Origin of the sequence: Mesorhizobium sp. M0184 (assembly GCF_040322215.1) — a bacterium.
Lineage (GTDB): Bacteria > Pseudomonadota > Alphaproteobacteria > Rhizobiales > Rhizobiaceae > Mesorhizobium.
In genome coordinates this window covers 291,818-310,500 of record NZ_JAMYSZ010000003.1, presented here as the reverse complement: position 1 = coordinate 310,500, position 18,683 = coordinate 291,818, and the positions used below count along the sequence as shown (strand labels likewise).

Below are 18,683 nucleotides of genomic sequence, written 5' to 3'. Positions count from 1 at the left end.
TCAGGCTCGGCCGGCGGCAAGGCCTGATCGGTTCGGCGGCCGGCGCATGTCCCGGATGATGCCCATCCCGATGGCCAGCAGCATGCCCAGGGCAAAGCCTGCGAACGCTCCTGCGCCTGCCACCAGGACAGTGCGCGGGGGCCATGAGCGCGCTGGCGGGGGCACCGCGGTCGAAATCACCTGTACGTTTGTGGTGTCGATCTGCTCGCGCTCGCTGATTTGGCGCGCACGTGACAGGAAGCTCTCATAGACGGCTCTCTTCGAGGCGGCATCGCGTTCAAGTTCACGCAGGGCGACTTCGGACTCGCTGTCGGTGAAAACATTGCTCTTCAGATCGTTCATCCTGGCGTTGAGAGAAGCCAACGAGGCCCTGGCCTTGTCCAGGCTGGCCTTTGCCGTGCCGATGGTGCGGGAGAACTCGGCCCGGAGTTGCGAGTTGACGGTCTCGAGTTCTGTCCGGAGCCTGACAATCGTCGGGTGGCGAGGACCGAATGTCATCGACTGTGAATCGATCTGCTGCCGCAGGCTGTTTGACCTGTCGCGCAGCGCTGCGAGCGCTTCCGAAACCGTGGGGTCGGGATTGGCTCCATTGATACCGGAGGCAACCAGGGCGTCGTAACTTGCCTGCGCGGCGATCACGCGCGATTGCGCATCGACGATTTCGCCGTTGAGCTGCGTCAGCGTCTGCGAACTGACGAGCTGGCCATTGCTGGATGACAGGTTGTGGCTGCGCCTGTAGCTCTCGACCTTCTCTTCGGCTGCCTGCACGTCGCTCTTGAGTTGGCCAAGCCGGCTGTCAAGGGCAGCCGCGGCACGGCTGGCGCCGGCAGCTTCGGCCTTGGCCAGTTCTTCCTGGAAGTTTTTGACTATGGCCTGCGAGATCAGGATCGCCTTGGCGGTGGTTTCCGCAGATACCGAGAGGGTTGTGACAAACGAGGTCGGGTCCGCGATGGCGTCTACCCGGTCCGCCAGGTTCTTCAAGGCGATGAGCCTCGGGTCGGGCTTCGCCACAGCGCCAGATGAGGATGTGCTCCGGTCCGGATCGAAAAACTCCGGATCGTGAGTCAGATTCAGTTCGTCCACCACACGGGAAAGCACGTTGCCCGAGGTCAGGATGCGCTGCTTGCTGCGCGTGCTGAGCAGTTGGCTATCGACCTGGCCCGGTTGCGAGTAGAGGTCGTTTTCCACAACCTGCAAATTGGATGGGTTGATGAGAACCTCGGTCGTGACGGTGTAACGCTGCTTGCTCAGCAATGCATACGCGCCACCGACAATGCCCCCGATTACCGCCAGCATGAAGGCCAGGGCGAGGCCGGCCCGCAGCCACACGAACAGGCGTCGAAAATCGAGCTCGAGGAAATCGCCGATCTTGTCCAGGGTCACAGTCGCGACAGGCTCTGGAGGTTGCGGCGTCACCGGCGCGGAGCTTAGCGCCGCGACTGGGCCATGCTGTTGCAGCAATGCCCTGCGCCGTGCATTGGCGATGCGCTCGAATGCACTGTTATTGGAAGCCGTCGCGGAGATAGGGGGTGTGCCGGAACCGGCAGACATGGTGACAACCCTTGTTAAATCATTACGCTTGGCCTGCTCTACAGAAACATCGTTAACATCTTATTTTCCAAGTTGGCCCATTTTGCCGTTCACACGGTCCGCTTGGCGGACGCTGAAGGGATTTCGTCGCCCAGAATGCCGTTCGAATATCGCCATTTGGATGGGCCATGAGCTATCCCGCTGCCGCTTCGGAACGAGTGTTGTCCGGTCGAGCGCGCCGTCACAACGCGCTGTCGCTGCTGTTTTTCCTATGCGCAGCGTTCGCGCTCCTGCTTCGCTTTACGGTGTCGCCGCAAGTGATGAACATGGTCGTCGACTATACGGCCCAGGGAGGCTCGTTCTACGAAAAGCTGCATTTCGGCACCTATGCGATCATCCTGCTGCTTCCTATCGTTCTTTTCAGCCGGCCGTTTCTGCTGCACGGCGACGAAATTGGAATATTCAAGGCGTTGATCCGCTATTCGGTGCTGATGTTCGCGCTGGTGCCCTATCTGTTCGTTACCGGCCGTGCGGGCTCCTCCGGGTTCATCATCGATACCTATCTGGTGGCCGGCGCCACAGGCCTGTTGATGCTGGCATTGAATGCAGAGGTGCGGCGGGCGCTGGGGGACGTCGTGCTTGGAATGGCGATCCTGAGCGCTGTCATCGGCACCATCGAGGCGGTGACTCAACATCGGCTGTTGCCCTATGGGTTGAACGAACTGCAATTCAGGCCAACTGGCCTGTCGGCCCATCCGCTGGCACTGGGCGCGCTCTGCGCCACAACCATCGGATTCGTGCCGCTGACGCACTGGCGCATATGGGCGCGGGTGATGGCGATCTTCCTGTTGTTCATCGGTTGCGCTGCATCGGGCGCTCGCGCCGCGCTGATGCTCGCCACCGGCGAAATCCTCATTCTGCTGCTGTTCGTGCCTTGGCCGGGCCTGTCGCTCAAATATGAGCGGCAGGCCAAATTTGTCGTGCTGATGTTCACCGTGACGGGTGGCGCGGTGCTCGTAGCGGTACTGTTTGCGGGCGGTCTGCTGAATCGGTTCAGCAACACCATCTTCGACGAAAACTTCATGGCCCGGGTGACCATTTATCAGGTGTTCGGACTGGTCAGCTGGAACGACATCCTGTTCGGCATGAACGTTGACGACCTGCTGGCGATCGTCCGGCAGAAGCTGCATCTGCCCTACATCGAAAGCGCGCCGGTGGTAATTATCTTGCTCTTCGGCCTGCCCATAGCCCTGCTGTTTACAGCGCTGATATTCTGGTTCGTCTTCCGGCTGCTGCGCGGGGCGCCGCTGCCGGCATGGATCGGCACCATAACGTTCTTGCTTGCCGCGCTGTCAAACAACGCGCTTTCGTCAAAAACGCCGGACATGACGATCATCGTGGTGTTGCTGCTTGCCTACAGGGACCAGTCTTCGGTCGCTGCATTGAAGCCGACTGAGATCCGTTAAGCACGGGCCTCGGATCCGCTCAGCCGGCGCTGTCCACGACCTCGACACGGCCGGCGCGATTGAGCGTGTGGATGCCCGCCCGAGCCCATGCCGGCCCCGGCTCGATGGGGCGGGGCAGTTCAAAACGGACGTCGAAATCGTCAAGCCGATCCAGCCGCATCAAGCCGAGGCCGCCACCATAGGCTCTCGAGCCGTTTTGCACCGGCAGCAGCAGCGAGCCGTCCTGGCGGATAAAGGCGCCGCCGGGCCGAGTGGCCGAGTGATCGACGGCGACCGGATTGAGCGCGTGCGCAGCCCAGGGTCCACGCAGCGCCGGAGCGGAATAGACGGCCATCGTGTCGGATGCGCTGCCGTGACCGAACCGCTCAGTCCCCAACAGCCAGAAGCGGCCGTCGGATTCAAGCAGCGTGGCGTCGTTGAAATCCCTGTCCGTCATCAGCACCGTATCGCGTACCCAGCGATCCGGAAACTGCACGGCACGGTAGAGCACCAGTTCTCGCGCCGTAGCGCTTTCAGGGATCATGAAAATCTCGCCGGAGTGAGCGAACACCTGCGGATATGACAGGTGATGCGCTTCCTCCAGCACCACTTTCGGCACGCCGAAAGTGCCGTCGGTGCCAAGTTCGGCGACAGAAATCACGCCGCGGCCGGTGGCGTAGGGAAAGTCCTCAACAAAAAGATAGTGGCGGCCGTCGCGCTCGAGGACGAACGGATCGGCGTAGAATCGCTGCCCGTCATCGGCAAGCACGGTGAACGGCTTGCCATCCAGCTGTCCGGTTTCGGCGACGCCTGGACCGTCGATCAGCCGGTAAGCAACCTGCCAATAGAAGGGGCGCCGACCACGTCGCAGTTTTTGCACGGCGCGGTCGACCAACCCCCTGCTGAAAAAGGGCAGATAGTGCCTGATAAATCTGCCTTTCTGCAGGGGCGGCGCCGGGCTCTCAATAATCGGCGCAAGTTTGCCCGCGAAAAAGCGGGCGACACATTGGGCAATCAGGGAGATGGCGCCGGCGAGCAGGTCGTTGCTGATCCGGGACAGCCACAACCGGTCGCTGATCATCGGCCGCGCCCTGGCGACGGCAACGCCGTCGAGGCGCGCGGTGAGTTCAGGCAACCGCCTGCTCGCCAGCATCTCGGTCATGCCCGCGGCAAAGCTGCTGTGGCCGCAAAATTCGAGCGTCAGGACAGGCGTGCCCCGTCGTGCGGCGGTAGCGGTAAGATCGACTATAAGATCGACTGGGCCGGTATCGCCGGATCGCAACGGCTCGGAACGGCTTGCCAGTGAGGGGCCGAAGCGCCGGCCCTCGAGCGCCAGCACATTATCCATTCCGCGCGCATTGGGTTCAGGCGTCGGCGCGCGGCTACTCGAAACCGCATGTCCAGCCGCACTCAACCGCGCCAGAAGCTCATTTTCCCAGCGCCGGGATGCGTCGGCGTGGCCGATGATTAAAATATTAGTCAATCCAATATATTCTTTTTCAAGACTACTACCGTAGACTACTTGTCAGCCCAACCTTTCACAAGAGTTAAGCCGGGAGAACGCGGCCTTGGTTGTTAATCATATATTAAGAATTGAGATCACGAAGGCGCTTCCCGGCGCTATTATGGCTCTTGCGGGCAATAGTCGGCATGTCCCGAAGGCTGCAGGCGATCAGGATCAGCAATGAACGTCCTTTCACGTCCAAAACTGCCGTCCGGGCAGAAACTGCTGATCGTGTTCGGCACGAGGCCGGAGGCACTCAAATGCTTTCCAGTGGCGCGTGCCGCCCTTGCTCATCCAGGCTTCATCACCGAAATATGCATAACCGCTCAGCATCGTGAAATGGTCGATCAGGTTGTCGAGCTGACCGGCCTGCCTGTGCATCACGATCTCAACATCATGCAGCCCGGCCAGTCGCTGTTCGATGTGACCTCGCGCGTGCTCCTGGGCATGGCCGAGGTGCTGGACAAGGCGAAGCCCGATATCGTCATGGTGCAGGGCGACACCACCACGGCGATGGCCGCGGCCCTGGCTGCCTTCTACAAGCGCATCCCGGTCGCTCATGTCGAAGCAGGATTGCGCAGCCACAACATCAACTCGCCGTTTCCTGAAGAACTGAACCGCAAGATTGCCGGCGACATCGCCACCTGGCATTTTGCGCCGACCGTTCAGGCGCGCGACAACCTCATCGCCGAAGGAAAGGCCGAAAGCACGATCTTCGTGACCGGCAACACGGTGATCGACACGCTGTTGCATTTTTCAAGCGCGATCGATGCCGACAGGCTGATGAACGCGAAGCTCGCTGCCCGCTTCCCTTTCCTTGACCCTTCCAAGAAAATGATCCTCGTCACCGGTCATCGCCGCGAGAATTTCGACGGCGGCATCCAGCGCATCTGTACGGCGTTGAAGGGATTGGCGGCGCGCGGAGACGTGCAGATTGTCTACCCTGTCCATCCAAACCCCAATGTGCGCTCGGTGGTCAGCGCAGAGCTGGAAGGCGTGCCGAACATTCATCTGGTCGAGCCGCAGGACTATTTGCCGTTCCTGTACCTGCAGAAGCAGAGCTATCTGGTGCTTACCGATAGCGGCGGCGTGCAGGAAGAAGCGCCTTCGCTCGGCAAGCCGGTGCTGGTGATGCGCGAAAATACCGAGCGACCCGAGGGGATCGTGGCCGGCACCGCCCGTCTTGTCGGGACCGATGTCGAGAAAATCCTGTTCAACGCCAATCGCCTGCTCGACGATCGGGCTGCCTATCTCGGCATGGCGGAACGACACAACCCATATGGCGATGGCCGGGCCAGTAACCGGATTGTTGAGGAACTGCTGCATCATGGCTGAAATAAGAACCGTTTCCGTAATCGGCATGGGCTATATCGGCCTGCCGACCTGCGCCATTTTCGCCAGCCGCGGGCTCAACGTCATTGGCGTCGACGTCAACGGAGCGGTGGTCGAGAAGGTCAACCGCGGCGAAATCCACATCGTCGAGCCGGACCTTGACGGCCTGATTCAGAAGGTCGTCGCGAACGGCAAGCTCATGGCCTACAGCACGCCGCAGCCGGCGGACGCCTATATCATCGCCGTGCCGACCCCGATGACCCACGACCATAAGCCGGACGTGACCTACGTGCTCGCGGCGGCACGAAGCATCGCCCCGGTGCTGAAGCGGGGAGACCTTGTGGTGTTGGAATCGACATCGCCGGTGGGAACAACGCGTATCATGACCGGGCTGCTTGCCGAGCTGCGGCCTGATCTCAAATTTCCTGTCCAGCATGGCGAAGACGCCGATGTGCTGGTCGCCTATTCGCCCGAGCGTGTGCTGCCGGGAAAGGTGCTGACCGAGCTGATCAACAACGATCGCTCGATCGGCGGGCTGTCCCGCAAATCGTCGGAACGGACGGCGGCACTCTATTCAACCTTCGTCACCGGCGACCTGTTCATGACGACGGCCGAAAGTGCTGAGCTGGTGAAACTGACCGAGAACGCGTTCCGCGACGTCAACATCGCCTTCGCCAACGAGCTTGCTGCAGTGTGCCAGGATCTGTCGCTCAATGTCTGGGAAGTGATCGATCTCGCCAATCGGCACCCTCGCGTGAACATCCTCCAGCCGAGCCCGGGCGTCGGCGGTCACTGCATTGCGGTCGATCCATATTTTATCATCGACGCCGCACCCAACAGCACGCGGCTGATGGCTTCGGCACGCCGGATCAATTCCGAACGGCCCATGTCGGTGGTCAGGGATATCGAGGCCTTGCTCGATCCCTCCCGCAAACAGACGATCGCCTGTCTTGGCCTCAGCTTCAAAGCCAACATCGACGATTTGCGCGAGAGCCCGGCCGTCGAGGTGGTGAAACTTCTGTCCGATATCCCCAATGTGAAGATCATTGCGGCTGAACCCAACACAAATGCGCTGCCGCATGAGCTCGAGGGTAGGGGCATCGTGTTCACCGACGCACTTTCGGCCATCGACAAGTCCGATATCGTCGTCCTCCTGGTCGACCATCGGCAGTTCAATCTGGTCGACCCCGAAGCGCTCAAGGACAAGAAGCTCGTCGATACGAGGGGTCTGTGGACGTGGCGCAAGGCACGCAAGCCCGACGCCCGCATCGAAGGCAAGAAACCAGAGGTCGCACAAGTGACGCTTGCAAGGGAGCAGGCCGCATGAACGCGCACGCCCCGGCATGGGCGCAGCATTCCCTGTTGGCATCACGGCGCCGGGAGTTCCTTGGTGCACCGATCCATGCGCTGACCATGGCCGAGACACTGGCCATCGCCGACGAGGCGATGACCCTGGGGCGGCCGCTGCATCATGTGGTCGTGAACGTCGCCAAACTGGTGACCATGCGCCAGAATGCCGAGCTGCGCGAGGACGTGGCCGGGGCGGACGTGGTCAATGTCGACGGCATCGGCGTGCTTTGGGGTGCACGTCTGTGCGGCGTCGCGCTGCCCGAGCGGGTGGCGGGCGTCGACATCATGATCAATCTGCTGAGCCTCTGCGCGAAGCGTGGATTCAGGCCGTATCTGCTGGGGGCCGAACAGCACGTTCTCGACGCGGTTGTAGTGAGACTTGCCAAGGACCATCCGAGCCTCGTCATAGCGGGAATGCGCAACGGCTATTTCAAGCCGGAGGACGAGGCCGGGATCGTCGCGGCGATCAACGCCTCGGGCGCCGACTGCCTGCTGGTGGCCATGCCGACACCGCGCAAGGAACGCTTTCTCAAACGCTACCGCGATGAACTCGCCTCAAGCTTCGTGATGGGCGTAGGCGGCAGTTTCGACGTCTATGGCGGCAAGGTTGCCCGTGCGCCGAAGCTGATACAAGCGGCCGGCCTGGAGTGGCTGTTCCGTGTCGTCCAGGAGCCGCGACGCTTGTGGCGCCGCTACTACGATACCAACACTGCCTATGCAGGGCTGCTGTGCCGAGAGTTCTGGGAGCGTCGCTGGCGCCGAAACGCCGGTTTATAGTTTCGCGTTCCCCCACAAAACAGGCGTTGACCCTGGACTTCGCTTTACGCGATCCGTAGCCGCGCTCGCAGCTGGGCGACGAATTGCGTCGCTGCCGCAGGGTGGAATAACGAGGTCAGCCCGAAGAAAACCGCAGCGCCGGCGGTGCCACCGGCGACAAGCGAGAAGATTGCCGGCACATCGCCGGCCACCATGCTGGCAAGCTTGGCGGCCACCCCCGTGCTGAGCGAGATGATCACCGAAACACCGATGTCGCGCCACGGCACCGGCACCGGCGTGAGCCGCTCGCTGATGATGATGCAGGTTATGGAGCCCACCACCGATCCGCCCGCCAGCGCCAAAGCGGCGCCGATCTCCGCCATCGGGGGGATCAACAGCAGGGACAATGCGATTGTTGCCACCGAGCCGAAGAGATTGGCGATGATCAGCAGCCACGGCCGCTTGTGCGCGTGCACCACGACGCCATAGACGAAGCTGGTGAGGTTGGCGCACAGCACGCTGAAGGCAATGATCGGAAACAGCAGGCCGAAGCGGCCGTGATATTGCGAGGGCAGCATGAGCTCGGTGATATCGCTGCTGAGCGCGACCAACATCGCTGCAATCGGCAGGCAAAGCCGCATCATCAAGGCCATTAACTGCGACAGCAACCGACCCGATGCCGCGGGCCCATCCTCGTCGAACCGGCTAACCACCTCGGGAAAGGCGCCCATGTTGATGGCGTTGGCGACCATATCGATCGGCTGGCGGGCCAGCGCATAGGCTGCGGCGAAGATCGCCACGGCGCTGGCATCGTAATAGAACTTGAGGAACAGACGCTCCGCGCTGTTGAGCCCGAAGCCAACCAGCGCCATGATGATCAGCGGCACACCGAGCGCAAAGAAGTCCCTGTGGGTGAAGCGCGGCGGACCGGCAACGAGCCGTCGCGATGCCATGATGCCCGCCACGATGCCGGCAATCAAGGCGCCGAGGCTCGAGCCGAGCGACACCGTCAGAAAGCTATCCTGAAAGACAAGGATAGCGCCGATCGGTAACGCCAGTTGCAGCAGGGCACGCAGGGCTTCGAGCATCGAATAGACCGAATGGCGCTGCTGCATCTGCAGCACCGTCAACGCGAAACGGCTGATGGATCCGGCGACCAGATAGCCGCAGACTGCGATCGCGAACTCGACCCAGCGTTCAGGCACGATCACCGCCGACGCGCCTACCGATATGACCAGCGCCAGTGCCGTGGTGGCAAGCAACACCTGCCCGGCCAGCATCAGGCTGCCGCGGCTGACTTCGCCCTTGCCACCAAGCCTGAGCAAGGCGATGCGCAGCCAGTTGGTGACGGCAATGTCGGTCATTTCCCCGACGGTCACCACCAGGGTGAGCAGGCCATACTCGGTCTGGTCGATCAGACGCGTCACGACGACCAGCAGGAGCAGAGCCGAAATTCGCGTCAGCAGGATCGCCGGAGCATAAATGAGCGTGGAACGGAGCAGCAAGGGCGTGTCCCTGGAAAACTCACCTTCGACTAGCCGCCGACTGGCGGAAAATCCAGCCCGATGACGCCGAAGGGTGAACAGATTCAGTTTAAACTAAAAGATTTGCCGTAAACCTTATCGGGAACGTTTGCTTTGCAGTTACCCGGACCGTGTTATTTAGAGTACCATCATGTTGCAGCGCCTCATATCCGATCGAAAAATACATGTCCTGGTCGCGACGCCCTCGGGCGTTTCGGGGCAGGGCGGCATCGACCGCATCATGGGGGCGCTGAAGCAGGAGTTCGAACGGCAAGAAATCGCCGACATCGATGTGTGCTTCCTTGCCAGTCGTGGCCCGGGGCATGTCGGACTTTCGATCTTCTATATGCTCGGTTTTTGCTTACGGATGCTTAAAGCGCGTCTGGCTGGACGCGCCGATGTCATTCATATCAACATCTCAGTTTCCGGCAGCACCTACCGCAAGATGGTGATCGCCGCCTGCGCACGGCTGCTGTCGATACCCTATGTCCTGCATTTGCACGGGGCGCAGTATCAGACATTCTGGAAAGCCGACCGCGGTTTCATAAGCCGCCGTATCAAAGCTCTGTTCGAGCATGCCGATCGGGTGATCGTTTTGGGCAGGCTTTGGCGCGATTTCGTCGCCAGCCGGGCGCCGGGCGCAGCCGGCAATATCGTGATCGTGCCCAATGCGACCGAAGTCCCGTCGCTGGCGCATGTCGGCGGCGGCGACCATGTGCATATCCTGTTCCTGGGCCGCATCGGCGACCGCAAGGGCGTACCGCAATTGCTCGAGGCACTGCACCGCATGAGCTCTGTCAAGAATTGGCGCGCCACGATTGCCGGCGATGGCGAAGTCGAGGCGGCACGGGCAAAGTCAGCCGCGCTGCGGATAGCAGACCGGATCGCCTTTCCGGGTTGGGTGGGACCGGACGATGTCGCATCGCTGATTTCTTCGGCCGATATTCTGGTTCTTCCATCCTTCGCCGAAAATCTGCCGATGTCGGTGATCGAAGGCATGGCAGCCGGTTTGGCGGTGGTGGCGACCCCGGTTGGCGCCGTCGAAGACATAATCACCGACGGGCAATCCGGGCTGCTGGTGCCGCCAGGTGATGTTACAGCGTTGACCGAGGCGCTGAGCCGCCTCGTGGAGAACCCGGCACTGCGGGCAAAGCTTGGTGCCGGTGCCATGGCCGTGCATCGGGAACGGCTTGAGCTCGCCCCGTTTGTCGGCGCAATCTGCGATGTCTGGCGGTCGGCCGCGTCAAGCCGTCAACCGGTCAAGCGCTGAGGCCGACGATCGCGGCGGCGCATCGAGCCTGAATTCGCGGTGGAATATCTCCAAATTCAACAGCGCCCATATCAGCTTTTCGTGGTCTGCAGCACGCGTGGTGTGTTCCGAGACGATTTGATCAAGCTGTTTCGGGCTCAAATAGCTGCGGATGACGGAGTGAGGCGAGCAAAGATGGTCATGCACGTAGTTCCTCATCGATCCGCGAAACCATTCGGCGACCGGTACCTTGAACCCGACCTTGCGGCGGCTGAGAATTTCCTCCGGGAGGATATTGGCCATGCTGTCGCGCAGGATCTGCTTGCTGTGCAACCAACCCAGCCTGTAGCGATCGGGCAATTTGCTGACGAATGAAACCAGGTCGCGATCGAGGAACGGCATTCTTCCTTCGATTGAACCGGCCATCATCATGTGGTCGCCTCGTTCCAGGAGATTGTCAGGCAGCCACGATGTCTGATCGAAAAACAGCACGCGGCGAAGATGGGAGGCCGCAGCGCTTGACGAGAACGGAAAGTCGTTGCGCTCATAACGTCGATTTGCGGACGCGCCGATCAGGCAAGCGCGCTGCTGCGCCGAAACGGCTCCAAACCAGGAGACCATCCGGGCGGCAAAGTCCCTTTCGCCCGCGGTGCGGGCAAACGTATCGACCTTGGCCGACGCGCCCGGCATGGCGCGTACCAAAGGGGAAAGGACGTTATCGTGCAGCGAGGCTGGAACAAGCGACTGGTAGATCCCGGCCAGTGATTCCGCGCGATGCTTGGGATAGCCGCCGAGAAGCTCGTCGGCTCCTTCTCCGGTGAGCACCATCTTGATGTCCTGCGAGGCGCGCTCCGACATCAGGTAAATTGGAATATCGCTGCTTTGCGAAACAGGTCCCCCGCGTTGGCGAACCATCGCGGGCAGGTGATCCATCAGATCGCCTGGCTGGATGACAAGTTCGCAATGATCGGTCTTGAAATGATCGGCAACGCGCCGGGCGAATCCAAGTTCGCTATAGGCTGCCTCGTCGAACCCGACGGAAAACGTGCGAATGGGCGTGGCGCTATGCCTGGCCATCAGGGCGACGATAGCCGAGGAGTCGAGTCCTCCGGAGAGAAAGGCTCCAAAAGGTGCATCGCTGCGCATCCTGATCTCGACGGAATGGTCGAGCAGTTCCAGAAATCGCCGCTTGGCGGTTTTTCGGTCGATCCGTTCGGTCAGGGCCGCCTGGTCCGGAGGCGTATAGTAACGCGTTTCCTTGACTACCCCCTGCGACCAGACAGCATAGCTTCCGGGATTGAGCTTGCGAATCTGTTTAAAAAGCGTGCGTGGTCCCGGCACATAACGCCAGTTCAGATACTCGTCCACGGCATCCAGATCGAGTTGCTGCGCATCTTGCTGCGCCGACAACAATGCGTTGATCTCCGAGGCAAACAGCAGCAATCTTTCGCTTTGCATGAGGTAAAGCGGCTTTTCCCCGAAGGGATCCCGGCCGAGGATCAATTCCTGCCTCTGAGCATCCCAGAGTGCAAAGGCAAACATGCCGCTCAGCCGGTCGAACATTGACAAGCGCCACTGATCGTAGGCTCGGAGCAGCACCTCGGTATCGGAGCGCGTTCGAAAATGATGGCCAAGGCCGATCAGTTCCTGGCGCAACTCGATGTAGTTATATATCTCTCCGTTGAAAATTATTTTGAGACGACCGTCCTCAATCTGCATCGGCTGATTTGACTCGGGCGCCAGGTCAATGATCGCCAGGCGGCGATGGACCAATGCCAATTGTTGCTCGCCGGTATTCAGGTCCAATATCTCGGTGCCTTCGGCATCGGGACCGCGATGCCGCAATGCGTTTGACATTCTGGCGGCCCGCTCTTGTGGATTTTTAGCCCTTCGACCGATCCATCCGGCAATTCCACACATCGTTCCCCCTAGGCGCGCGCATTCCTCACTTCAGTACAACAAATGTGTTAAACACTTCGTGCCAACACAACCCAACCGCGAGAAAAGCTGCCACAGGCCGTTCCTCGATCAGGCCCGGCGGTCAAGGTTCGCCGCCGGCTATTCACCGGTGAGAGGGAGTGACGGCACCTATGGCAGGCCCAATGCCTGCAGCATCTCCGGGTCGGGAACCGGGGGGCCATCGGGCGGGATGAGGCTCATCCCATAGGGATTGGAGAACTCCCAGACAGACCATGGGATCGCGAAGCGTTCGGCCTCTCGGCGCACTGCCTTGAGATAGCGCGAACGGTCGGCCTCAAAGGCGCCCATGCGGCCGTCCGCGGACATGAGGATAGCGCCGAATTCGCCCATGAAGAGCCGCCGGCTGGGAATGCCATGGCCTTCAGCCCAGTCGACAGCCTGGCGAAAGCTCGCCTCCAGTTGGCTCTGGCCCCAGTTCTGCTCGAAATAGTTCGCGATTGCTTGGCGCGCGGTGGCCATGTTCATGACCTGCTCGACCCTGCTCAAGCCGGCAGCTTCCATCCGCGCTCTAAGGGTTTCGGTCACCACTTCGGGTGTACTGCTGTCGGCCGGCCAGGGAAGTCCCGAAGCAAAGCTGATCGTGTCATCGGGCCGCTGGTGGGTGAAGCTGTGCGGCTCATACATATGGAAGCTGTAATAGAGGTTTGGGTCATCAAAGCTGGGGCTGAGGTTGACCAATCCGGCAATGCTGCCGCCGCAGGCGCCGGTTGCAACGATGGTAAGTTCGCTGCTGACCGCTCGAATGTCGTGGACGGTCCCTGCCATGATCCGCTGCCAGTGATCGCTGCCGCTCGCATCGCAAGGGTAGTATGCGGGCTCGTTGTAAGGTTCGAGGGCGACTTTGTCGGTCCCTATCTTGACCAGCATGGCGGCGACCGCCACAACCATTTGACGATAGCGGGCAACGCCCTCGCTGTCGGCGCCGCCATAGATCATCTCCATGCTGTAGTCGGGAATCTGAGTGACGCCATGCAGGTCGAAAACCACCTTGAGGCCGGTCGACGTGATCCGCTCGACGGCGGCGGCAAGTATGTCCAGCGCCTGCTGCCGCTTGGCGTCCCCGCTGGCAAGCAGCGGGCCGGGATCGACGCTCAGCCGGACGAAGTCGAAGCCCATCGATCGGATGTAGGCAAACACCTCCCCGGCCGGCCAGTCGGTGAGCGGCCTGCTTTCCGCAAGCCACTCCTTTTCACTGCGATAGGGCGGCCAAACGTAGGTTCCGTCTTTCTCCACCGGCGACCAGTTGAGCCACTGATGCACGCCAACGCCGCGCTTGAGAGGGATGGGCTCTGCCTCGGCCGCCACAAGCAAGGCGAGCACCCAGGCAACAACATACACCGCTTTTCGCATCGCTCCCTCCGCATGCTCGCGGGAGATATTAACCGCAACGAACGGGAAAGAAGATTGCCGGCCCGCAGCTTTTCGACGGCATGGTATACAAGGACCGAAACGTTGACGGGGCGTGCATGAGAATCGGCTGGTACATCAACCGATTGCGCAGCATGGGACCGGCCGAGGTGTTGCACCGGCTGGGCGAGCAACGTCGAAGGATCGCGTCGCGCCGTCGCGATGATGGGTGGGAGCGCTATCCATCGCCGCAGTTGCATCCAGTGCTGCCCGGATTTCGCCATGCTGCGCTGGCAGCGACCGACGCTCAACGGCAGGCCATAGCGGCGGCCGCGCAAGAGGCACTTCATGGCCGGTTTTCGGCACTCGGGCGGACATGGCCAAAGCGTGAGCCCGATCTTTTGTTTCCTGCTGAGCTTTGGCGTCTTGATCCGGTAACTGGCAGGCTTTGGCCTGGCGCCGAGGCTCATACTTTCGATATCGATTTTCGCGATGGCGGCGACCTTGGCGATATAAAATATGTCTGGGAGGTCAACCGGCTGCAGCAATTGCCAGTACTGGCTGCACACCTGCTCCTCAGCGAGGACAATCGATCCCGGAGTGCCATTGAGGCGGCAATCGGCAGTTGGCATTCCGCCAATCCGCCGTTCCGAGGCATTGGCTGGGCTTCCGGCATCGAAGTAGCGCTGCGAGCCATCAGCCTGATCGTCACCCTGGACCTTATCGGTGACCGGCTTGACCCGGCGACGCTGCGGAAAGCTGGTGAGATACTCGCGGCAAGCGCCTATTGGCTGCCGCGGTTTCCGTCGCGATATTCCTCCGCCAACAACCATCTCGTCGCAGAGTTGGCTGGCGAATATCTGGTTGGCCTGGCGCTCGGGGCCGAATCCGAAATTGCCCGCAGCGCCCTCTTAAATGAGACGCACAAGCAGATTCTTGCCGACGGCGCCGGAGCCGAGCAAACGCCGACCTATGCAGCCTTCAGCGCCGAACTCATCTTGCTGTGCGCCGCCGCGGCACGCCAGGCGGGAACGCCGTTTCCCTCGGCCGTCGAAGCGCGTCTGGGCGCCTTCGCCAATTTCGTCGGCTGGCTGCCACAGAAAGCCGCCCGCTTCGGCGACGACGATGAGGGCCATGTGCTGAAGCTGGGCGACGAGCCGAACTATATCCGATCCGTCGCAGCCGCCATCCACGGCTTACTGGGGACGCCGGGCAACGCGCCGGAGCCTGACGATTTTCGTTCGCTTTTCTTTGGTGCGCCGTCAGGCCCGGCGTCCGCGGTGGATGGCTTGCAGACATTCACGCAAGGCGGGCTCTCCGTCTGGCGCGGAGCAATGAATGGCCGCAATGTCGAACTGACGTTCGACCATGGGCCGCTCGGCTATCTCTCGATAGCGGCGCACGGCCATGCCGACGCGCTGTCGCTCACCCTGTGCATCGACGATGAGCCGGTGCTGGTCGATCCCGGCACCTGGCTCTACGGTTCGGGAGGCGCATGGCGCGACTGGTTTCGCTCCACACCGGCGCACAACACGCTGAACATCGAGGGCGAGAGCCAAAGCACCATCGCTGGAAATTTCAACTGGTCGCACAAGGCAGTCGCAGCGCTGGTGGAGAGCGAGCCGGGACCGCACTGGAGGCTGAGCGCCCGGCATGACGGCTATAGAAGCCGCTTCGGCGTCGTGCATCAGCGCACTTTGGCGCGCCAGGCCGATGGCATCCTCATCACCGACCAACTGCTCGGCGGCAGGCGCCAGTCCGAGATCGTCTTCCAACTGGCCGCCGGCCTCCATGCCGACCGGCACGAAGAGACGGTCACGGTATTGCGCGGCGACGAGGTACTGTTGGCCATCCGCTTTCCTGATGCTGCGCTCGATATCGGCGCCGGCGGTGACATGCCGGGCCAAGGCGGTTGGGTTTCACTGCGTTTTGGCACCAGGCAGCAAGCCGAACGCCTCGCCTGGCACGGTGAAGTGGGCGAAGCCGGGATCGATATCCATCTTGCCCCAATTCACCCGCCGCAACAGCAAAAATCGGTGCCAACGTAGAGTTGCCGGGCGAGTTCCAGCCGTATTCGACATTAATTACGTTTGGACATTTAGCGGTTTCGTTACCGTTGATCTGCTAGTCTCGCACCATCCAGCCTGCTTTGCCCGCTGCGCCCCGCAACAGCCACTGGTTGCAGGCGGCGTAGCGAGTTTGGCGGGAATTTTGTGCTTTGCTATTCGCCAGATCGCCTTCTTACGACCCCAGACTGCCTTCTTACGACCAGGAGCCGCTGCATCAATGTTTTCCGAATTTGCCAGAGCGATTGTGGAAAAGCTTTCGAACGTCAATCTGACCACGCTCGGCCTGCTTCTCCTCACCGCACTGGGCAGCGCGGTGATCGCCTACTGGCGAACTGCCGAACATAAGTCCCTCAGGGACTTTTTCGACTTCGCCTTCCCACAGGAAGTCATCCTGCACCCGTCGGCGCGAGCCGACGCCCTGTTCTGGATCACGAAACGGGCGATGATGCCTTTCCTGCTCATTCCTGCCGGCGTCACCTTCGTCGTCGCGGTTGGCTATGGTACACGCGAGGCAATTGGCTGGCTCCTTAACATCCACGCGCCGCTTCTCGGCGGCCCGGCGGGACCGGTGACGATCGTCATCTTCACCGCAACCATGCTGGTCGCCTATGATATTTCATACTACCTCTACCACGTCGCCCAGCACCGTTTCCCGTTCCTGTGGGAATTGCACAAGGTACATCATTCGGCCGAGGTGATGGTGGGGATCACCAAGGACCGGGTTCATCCGCTGGACGATCTGATGAACCGTATGTGGGATGGCGTCATCCCGGGCATCTGCTTCGGTGTCTGGAGCCTGATCGCACTCGATCCGGTAGAGGTCGCTATTTTCGGCATCAACGTCTACGTCATCCGCAACATCCTGATGATGGACTTTGTTCGCCATACCCATCTCAAGATATCGTTCGGCCCGTTGAACAACATCATCCTGTGTCCGCACTGGCACCAGGTGCATCACAGCATCGACCCGCGTCACTACGATAAGAATTTCGGCCTGCTTTTTTCATTCTGGGATCGTCTATTCGGAACGCAATTTGTCCCGGAGCCGGAGGAAGACCTGAAATTTGGCCTGGTCGATCGCGATGTGCGCGATTACCAGTCGCTCTTTGGGCTCTACATCCTGCCGCTCAAGAAGATGGCAAGGCATGTCATGCGACTGTTTCACAGACGGCCCAATGTGGTCGCGCAGCCACAGGACAGTTCTCCTTCATGAACACCGCTGTTTCCATCGACGTCCTAGGCGCGGAGCGCCTGGAAATCGTCCGTTCGGCGGATCGCCTGGCTGCGGTCGAAGCCGCTTGGATGGAGCTTTGGCATCGTACCGACGGGCTGATCTTTCAAAGCCATGCCTGGATTTCGGCATGGTGGAGTACCGTACAACGCCGTGACCAGCGCGCGTTGCGGATCGGCCTGGTCTGGAAGGGCGAGAGGCTCGTTGCTGTCGTTCCGCTCGCGATCGGCAGGCGCAGGGGGCTGCGGTTTCTCGAATGGGCGGCCGGCAGCTATACCGACTATGGGGATATTCTCGTTGCTCCGGAATGCTCGTTATCGGCGCTGCAGGAGCTATGGACCCAACTCTGCGATGCAGGTGGCTTCGATCTTGCCTTGATCAGCCGTCTCTCGCCGGATGCGGCGGCCCGCAAAATTTTCGCGCCGGGAGCTTCCGGCGGCATCAGGCTTCGTCACTTTCACCGAACGGAAGTCAGCTATCGCGTTGCCGGACAATGGGAAAGCGGAGCGGCATGGTTGGCGGACCAGTCGAAAAAGACGCGCCAGAACTATCGGCGCGGCATCAAGGCGCTGGAAGAAACCGGAGAGGTGAGATTTCGCCTGCTTGCGCCCGACGAGCCGCTGCAACCGGTACTGGAGCGCCTCGCGGCCTTGAAGCGGAAATGGCTGACCGAGCGCATGCGTGAATCAGACCTCTTCGAAGAGGGCGTGCCGGTACTCGCCGCGCTCGTCGATGCGTTGGCGCGCGCCGGCGTGCTGCATATCTTCGTCCTCGAATGCAATGGCGTGATGGTCGCGGTGTCGATCAACTTCGTCCAGCACGACATGATGATGGCCTTCGTGACGACGTTCGATCCGGATTTCGGCCGGGCATCGCCGGGTGTGATCCTGTTGATGGATTACGTGCAGTGGTCGATCGATCACGGCTTGAGCATGGTCGATTTCCTCTGTGGCGCAGAGTCGTTCAAACACAAATTCTCAACGCAGGCGGTTACGCTGGAATCCGTCATCGGGACGCGCACGGCACAGGGCGCGCTTGCATTTCTTGCCGATCGTGTTCTTCAGACCGTCAGGCATATGCGCGAGCGTTCATCGGCACCACCAGAGGGACGCGATACGCCCACTCAAGCCGAAGCAGCCTTGGACTAAAGCGCGTCGCGTTCGATCGGTCTCATGCAACGCGCTTTAGATTCTTGTTTTATACATGTCGTTATCGCAAAACCGCTGCACACTTTTGCGCGACATGCTTTAGAACGGTCCATCGTTTCACGGAAACGCCGAACAGCTCCATCTTTTGTTTTGACGCAATTCCGGACGAAAACCGTTCACACTTTTCCTGGAATTGCTGTAGTGGCCCGCTCGCAAAAA

The 18,683-nt window shown here is 60.8% G+C and carries 13 protein-coding genes; 8 read left to right on the top strand and 5 right to left on the bottom strand.

What is annotated here, in order from left to right:
* On the bottom strand, positions 1-1,551 hold the full coding sequence (locus NKJ23_RS06580) for a GumC family protein (RefSeq protein WP_352647583.1): 1,551 nt from the start codon (positions 1,549-1,551) through the stop codon (positions 1-3).
* 167 nt (positions 1,552-1,718) lie between these two features.
* Here NKJ23_RS06580 and NKJ23_RS06575 point away from each other — a divergent pair, with 167 nt between their 5' ends.
* Positions 1,719-2,996 carry a VpsF family polysaccharide biosynthesis protein gene (locus NKJ23_RS06575; RefSeq protein WP_352679252.1) on the top strand — a complete coding sequence of 426 codons (1,278 nt, stop codon included), beginning with the start codon at positions 1,719-1,721 and terminating at the stop codon, positions 2,994-2,996.
* A gap of 19 nt (positions 2,997-3,015) precedes the next feature.
* Here the strand turns inward: NKJ23_RS06575 and NKJ23_RS06570 are convergent, their stop codons facing one another.
* Positions 3,016-4,323, bottom strand: a complete 1,308-nt coding sequence (locus tag NKJ23_RS06570; RefSeq protein ID WP_352679250.1) for a glucosamine inositolphosphorylceramide transferase family protein — start codon at positions 4,321-4,323, stop codon at positions 3,016-3,018.
* A gap of 336 nt (positions 4,324-4,659) precedes the next feature.
* On the opposite strand from NKJ23_RS06570, the gene wecB reads away from it, so the two are divergent.
* From wecB to NKJ23_RS06555, 3 genes are read left to right on the top strand one after another with little or no spacing between them, the layout of a single operon-like run.
* Positions 4,660-5,814 carry a non-hydrolyzing UDP-N-acetylglucosamine 2-epimerase gene (gene wecB / locus NKJ23_RS06565; protein ID WP_352679247.1) on the top strand — a complete coding sequence of 385 codons (1,155 nt, stop codon included), beginning with the start codon at positions 4,660-4,662 and terminating at the stop codon, positions 5,812-5,814.
* Positions 5,807-7,138, top strand: coding sequence for a UDP-N-acetyl-D-mannosamine dehydrogenase (wecC, locus tag NKJ23_RS06560; RefSeq protein ID WP_352679244.1), 1,332 nt, complete (start codon positions 5,807-5,809; stop codon positions 7,136-7,138). Before wecB ends, wecC begins: the two co-directional genes overlap by 8 nt.
* Positions 7,135-7,938, top strand: coding sequence for a WecB/TagA/CpsF family glycosyltransferase (locus NKJ23_RS06555; protein ID WP_031211886.1), 804 nt, complete (start codon positions 7,135-7,137; stop codon positions 7,936-7,938). Before wecC ends, NKJ23_RS06555 begins: the two co-directional genes overlap by 4 nt.
* 44 nt (positions 7,939-7,982) lie before the next feature.
* Here the strand turns inward: NKJ23_RS06555 and NKJ23_RS06550 are convergent, their stop codons facing one another.
* Positions 7,983-9,422, bottom strand: coding sequence for a lipopolysaccharide biosynthesis protein (locus tag NKJ23_RS06550; protein WP_352679242.1), 1,440 nt, complete (start codon positions 9,420-9,422; stop codon positions 7,983-7,985).
* Positions 9,423-9,591: 169 nt separating this feature from the next.
* On the opposite strand from NKJ23_RS06550, the gene NKJ23_RS06545 reads away from it, so the two are divergent.
* On the top strand, positions 9,592-10,710 hold the full coding sequence (locus NKJ23_RS06545) for a glycosyltransferase family 4 protein (protein WP_352679239.1): 1,119 nt from the start codon (positions 9,592-9,594) through the stop codon (positions 10,708-10,710).
* Here the strand turns inward: NKJ23_RS06545 and asnB are convergent.
* Both asnB and NKJ23_RS06535 read right to left on the bottom strand, forming a co-directional pair.
* A complete protein-coding gene (gene asnB / locus NKJ23_RS06540; protein ID WP_352679236.1) occupies positions 10,684-12,609 on the bottom strand; it encodes an asparagine synthase (glutamine-hydrolyzing) in 1,926 nt (641 codons plus the stop codon). The two genes, NKJ23_RS06545 and asnB, sit on opposite strands and share 27 nt — an antisense overlap.
* Before the next feature lie 168 nt (positions 12,610-12,777).
* Positions 12,778-14,019, bottom strand: coding sequence for a glycoside hydrolase family 5 protein (locus tag NKJ23_RS06535; RefSeq protein ID WP_352679233.1), 1,242 nt, complete (start codon positions 14,017-14,019; stop codon positions 12,778-12,780).
* A gap of 116 nt (positions 14,020-14,135) precedes the next feature.
* Between NKJ23_RS06535 and NKJ23_RS06530 the strand changes: the two genes are divergently transcribed.
* From NKJ23_RS06530 to NKJ23_RS06520, 3 genes are all read left to right on the top strand, one after another.
* A complete protein-coding gene (locus tag NKJ23_RS06530; protein WP_352679230.1) occupies positions 14,136-16,064 on the top strand; it encodes a heparinase II/III family protein in 1,929 nt (642 codons plus the stop codon).
* Positions 16,065-16,302: 238 nt separating this feature from the next.
* Positions 16,303-17,298 (top strand): sterol desaturase family protein, encoded by a 996-nt coding sequence (locus NKJ23_RS06525; protein ID WP_352679376.1) that lies wholly within the window; start codon positions 16,303-16,305, stop codon positions 17,296-17,298.
* Positions 17,295-18,464, top strand: coding sequence for a GNAT family N-acetyltransferase (locus tag NKJ23_RS06520; RefSeq protein ID WP_352679227.1), 1,170 nt, complete (start codon positions 17,295-17,297; stop codon positions 18,462-18,464). The genes NKJ23_RS06525 and NKJ23_RS06520 overlap by 4 nt, the downstream gene beginning before the upstream one ends.
* The last annotated feature ends 219 nt before the right edge of the window (positions 18,465-18,683 follow it).

Excerpts from the sequence above, each read along its gene's own strand:
- NKJ23_RS06580 (WP_352647583.1), bottom strand. The coding sequence starts at position 1,551 with ATGTCTGCCGGTTCCGGCACACCCCCTATCTCCGCGACGGCTTCCAAT.
- NKJ23_RS06575 (WP_352679252.1), top strand. The coding sequence starts at position 1,719 with ATGAGCTATCCCGCTGCCGCTTCGGAACGAGTGTTGTCCGGTCGAGCG.
- NKJ23_RS06570 (WP_352679250.1), bottom strand. The coding sequence starts at position 4,323 with ATGGATAATGTGCTGGCGCTCGAGGGCCGGCGCTTCGGCCCCTCACTG.
- wecB (WP_352679247.1), top strand. The coding sequence starts at position 4,660 with ATGAACGTCCTTTCACGTCCAAAACTGCCGTCCGGGCAGAAACTGCTG.
- wecC (WP_352679244.1), top strand. The coding sequence starts at position 5,807 with ATGGCTGAAATAAGAACCGTTTCCGTAATCGGCATGGGCTATATCGGC.
- NKJ23_RS06555 (WP_031211886.1), top strand. The coding sequence starts at position 7,135 with ATGAACGCGCACGCCCCGGCATGGGCGCAGCATTCCCTGTTGGCATCA.
- NKJ23_RS06545 (WP_352679239.1), top strand. The coding sequence starts at position 9,592 with ATGTTGCAGCGCCTCATATCCGATCGAAAAATACATGTCCTGGTCGCG.
- asnB (WP_352679236.1), bottom strand. The coding sequence starts at position 12,609 with ATGTGTGGAATTGCCGGATGGATCGGTCGAAGGGCTAAAAATCCACAA.
- NKJ23_RS06535 (WP_352679233.1), bottom strand. The coding sequence starts at position 14,019 with ATGCGAAAAGCGGTGTATGTTGTTGCCTGGGTGCTCGCCTTGCTTGTG.
- NKJ23_RS06530 (WP_352679230.1), top strand. The coding sequence starts at position 14,136 with ATGAGAATCGGCTGGTACATCAACCGATTGCGCAGCATGGGACCGGCC.
- NKJ23_RS06525 (WP_352679376.1), top strand. The coding sequence starts at position 16,303 with ATGTTTTCCGAATTTGCCAGAGCGATTGTGGAAAAGCTTTCGAACGTC.
- NKJ23_RS06520 (WP_352679227.1), top strand. The coding sequence starts at position 17,295 with ATGAACACCGCTGTTTCCATCGACGTCCTAGGCGCGGAGCGCCTGGAA.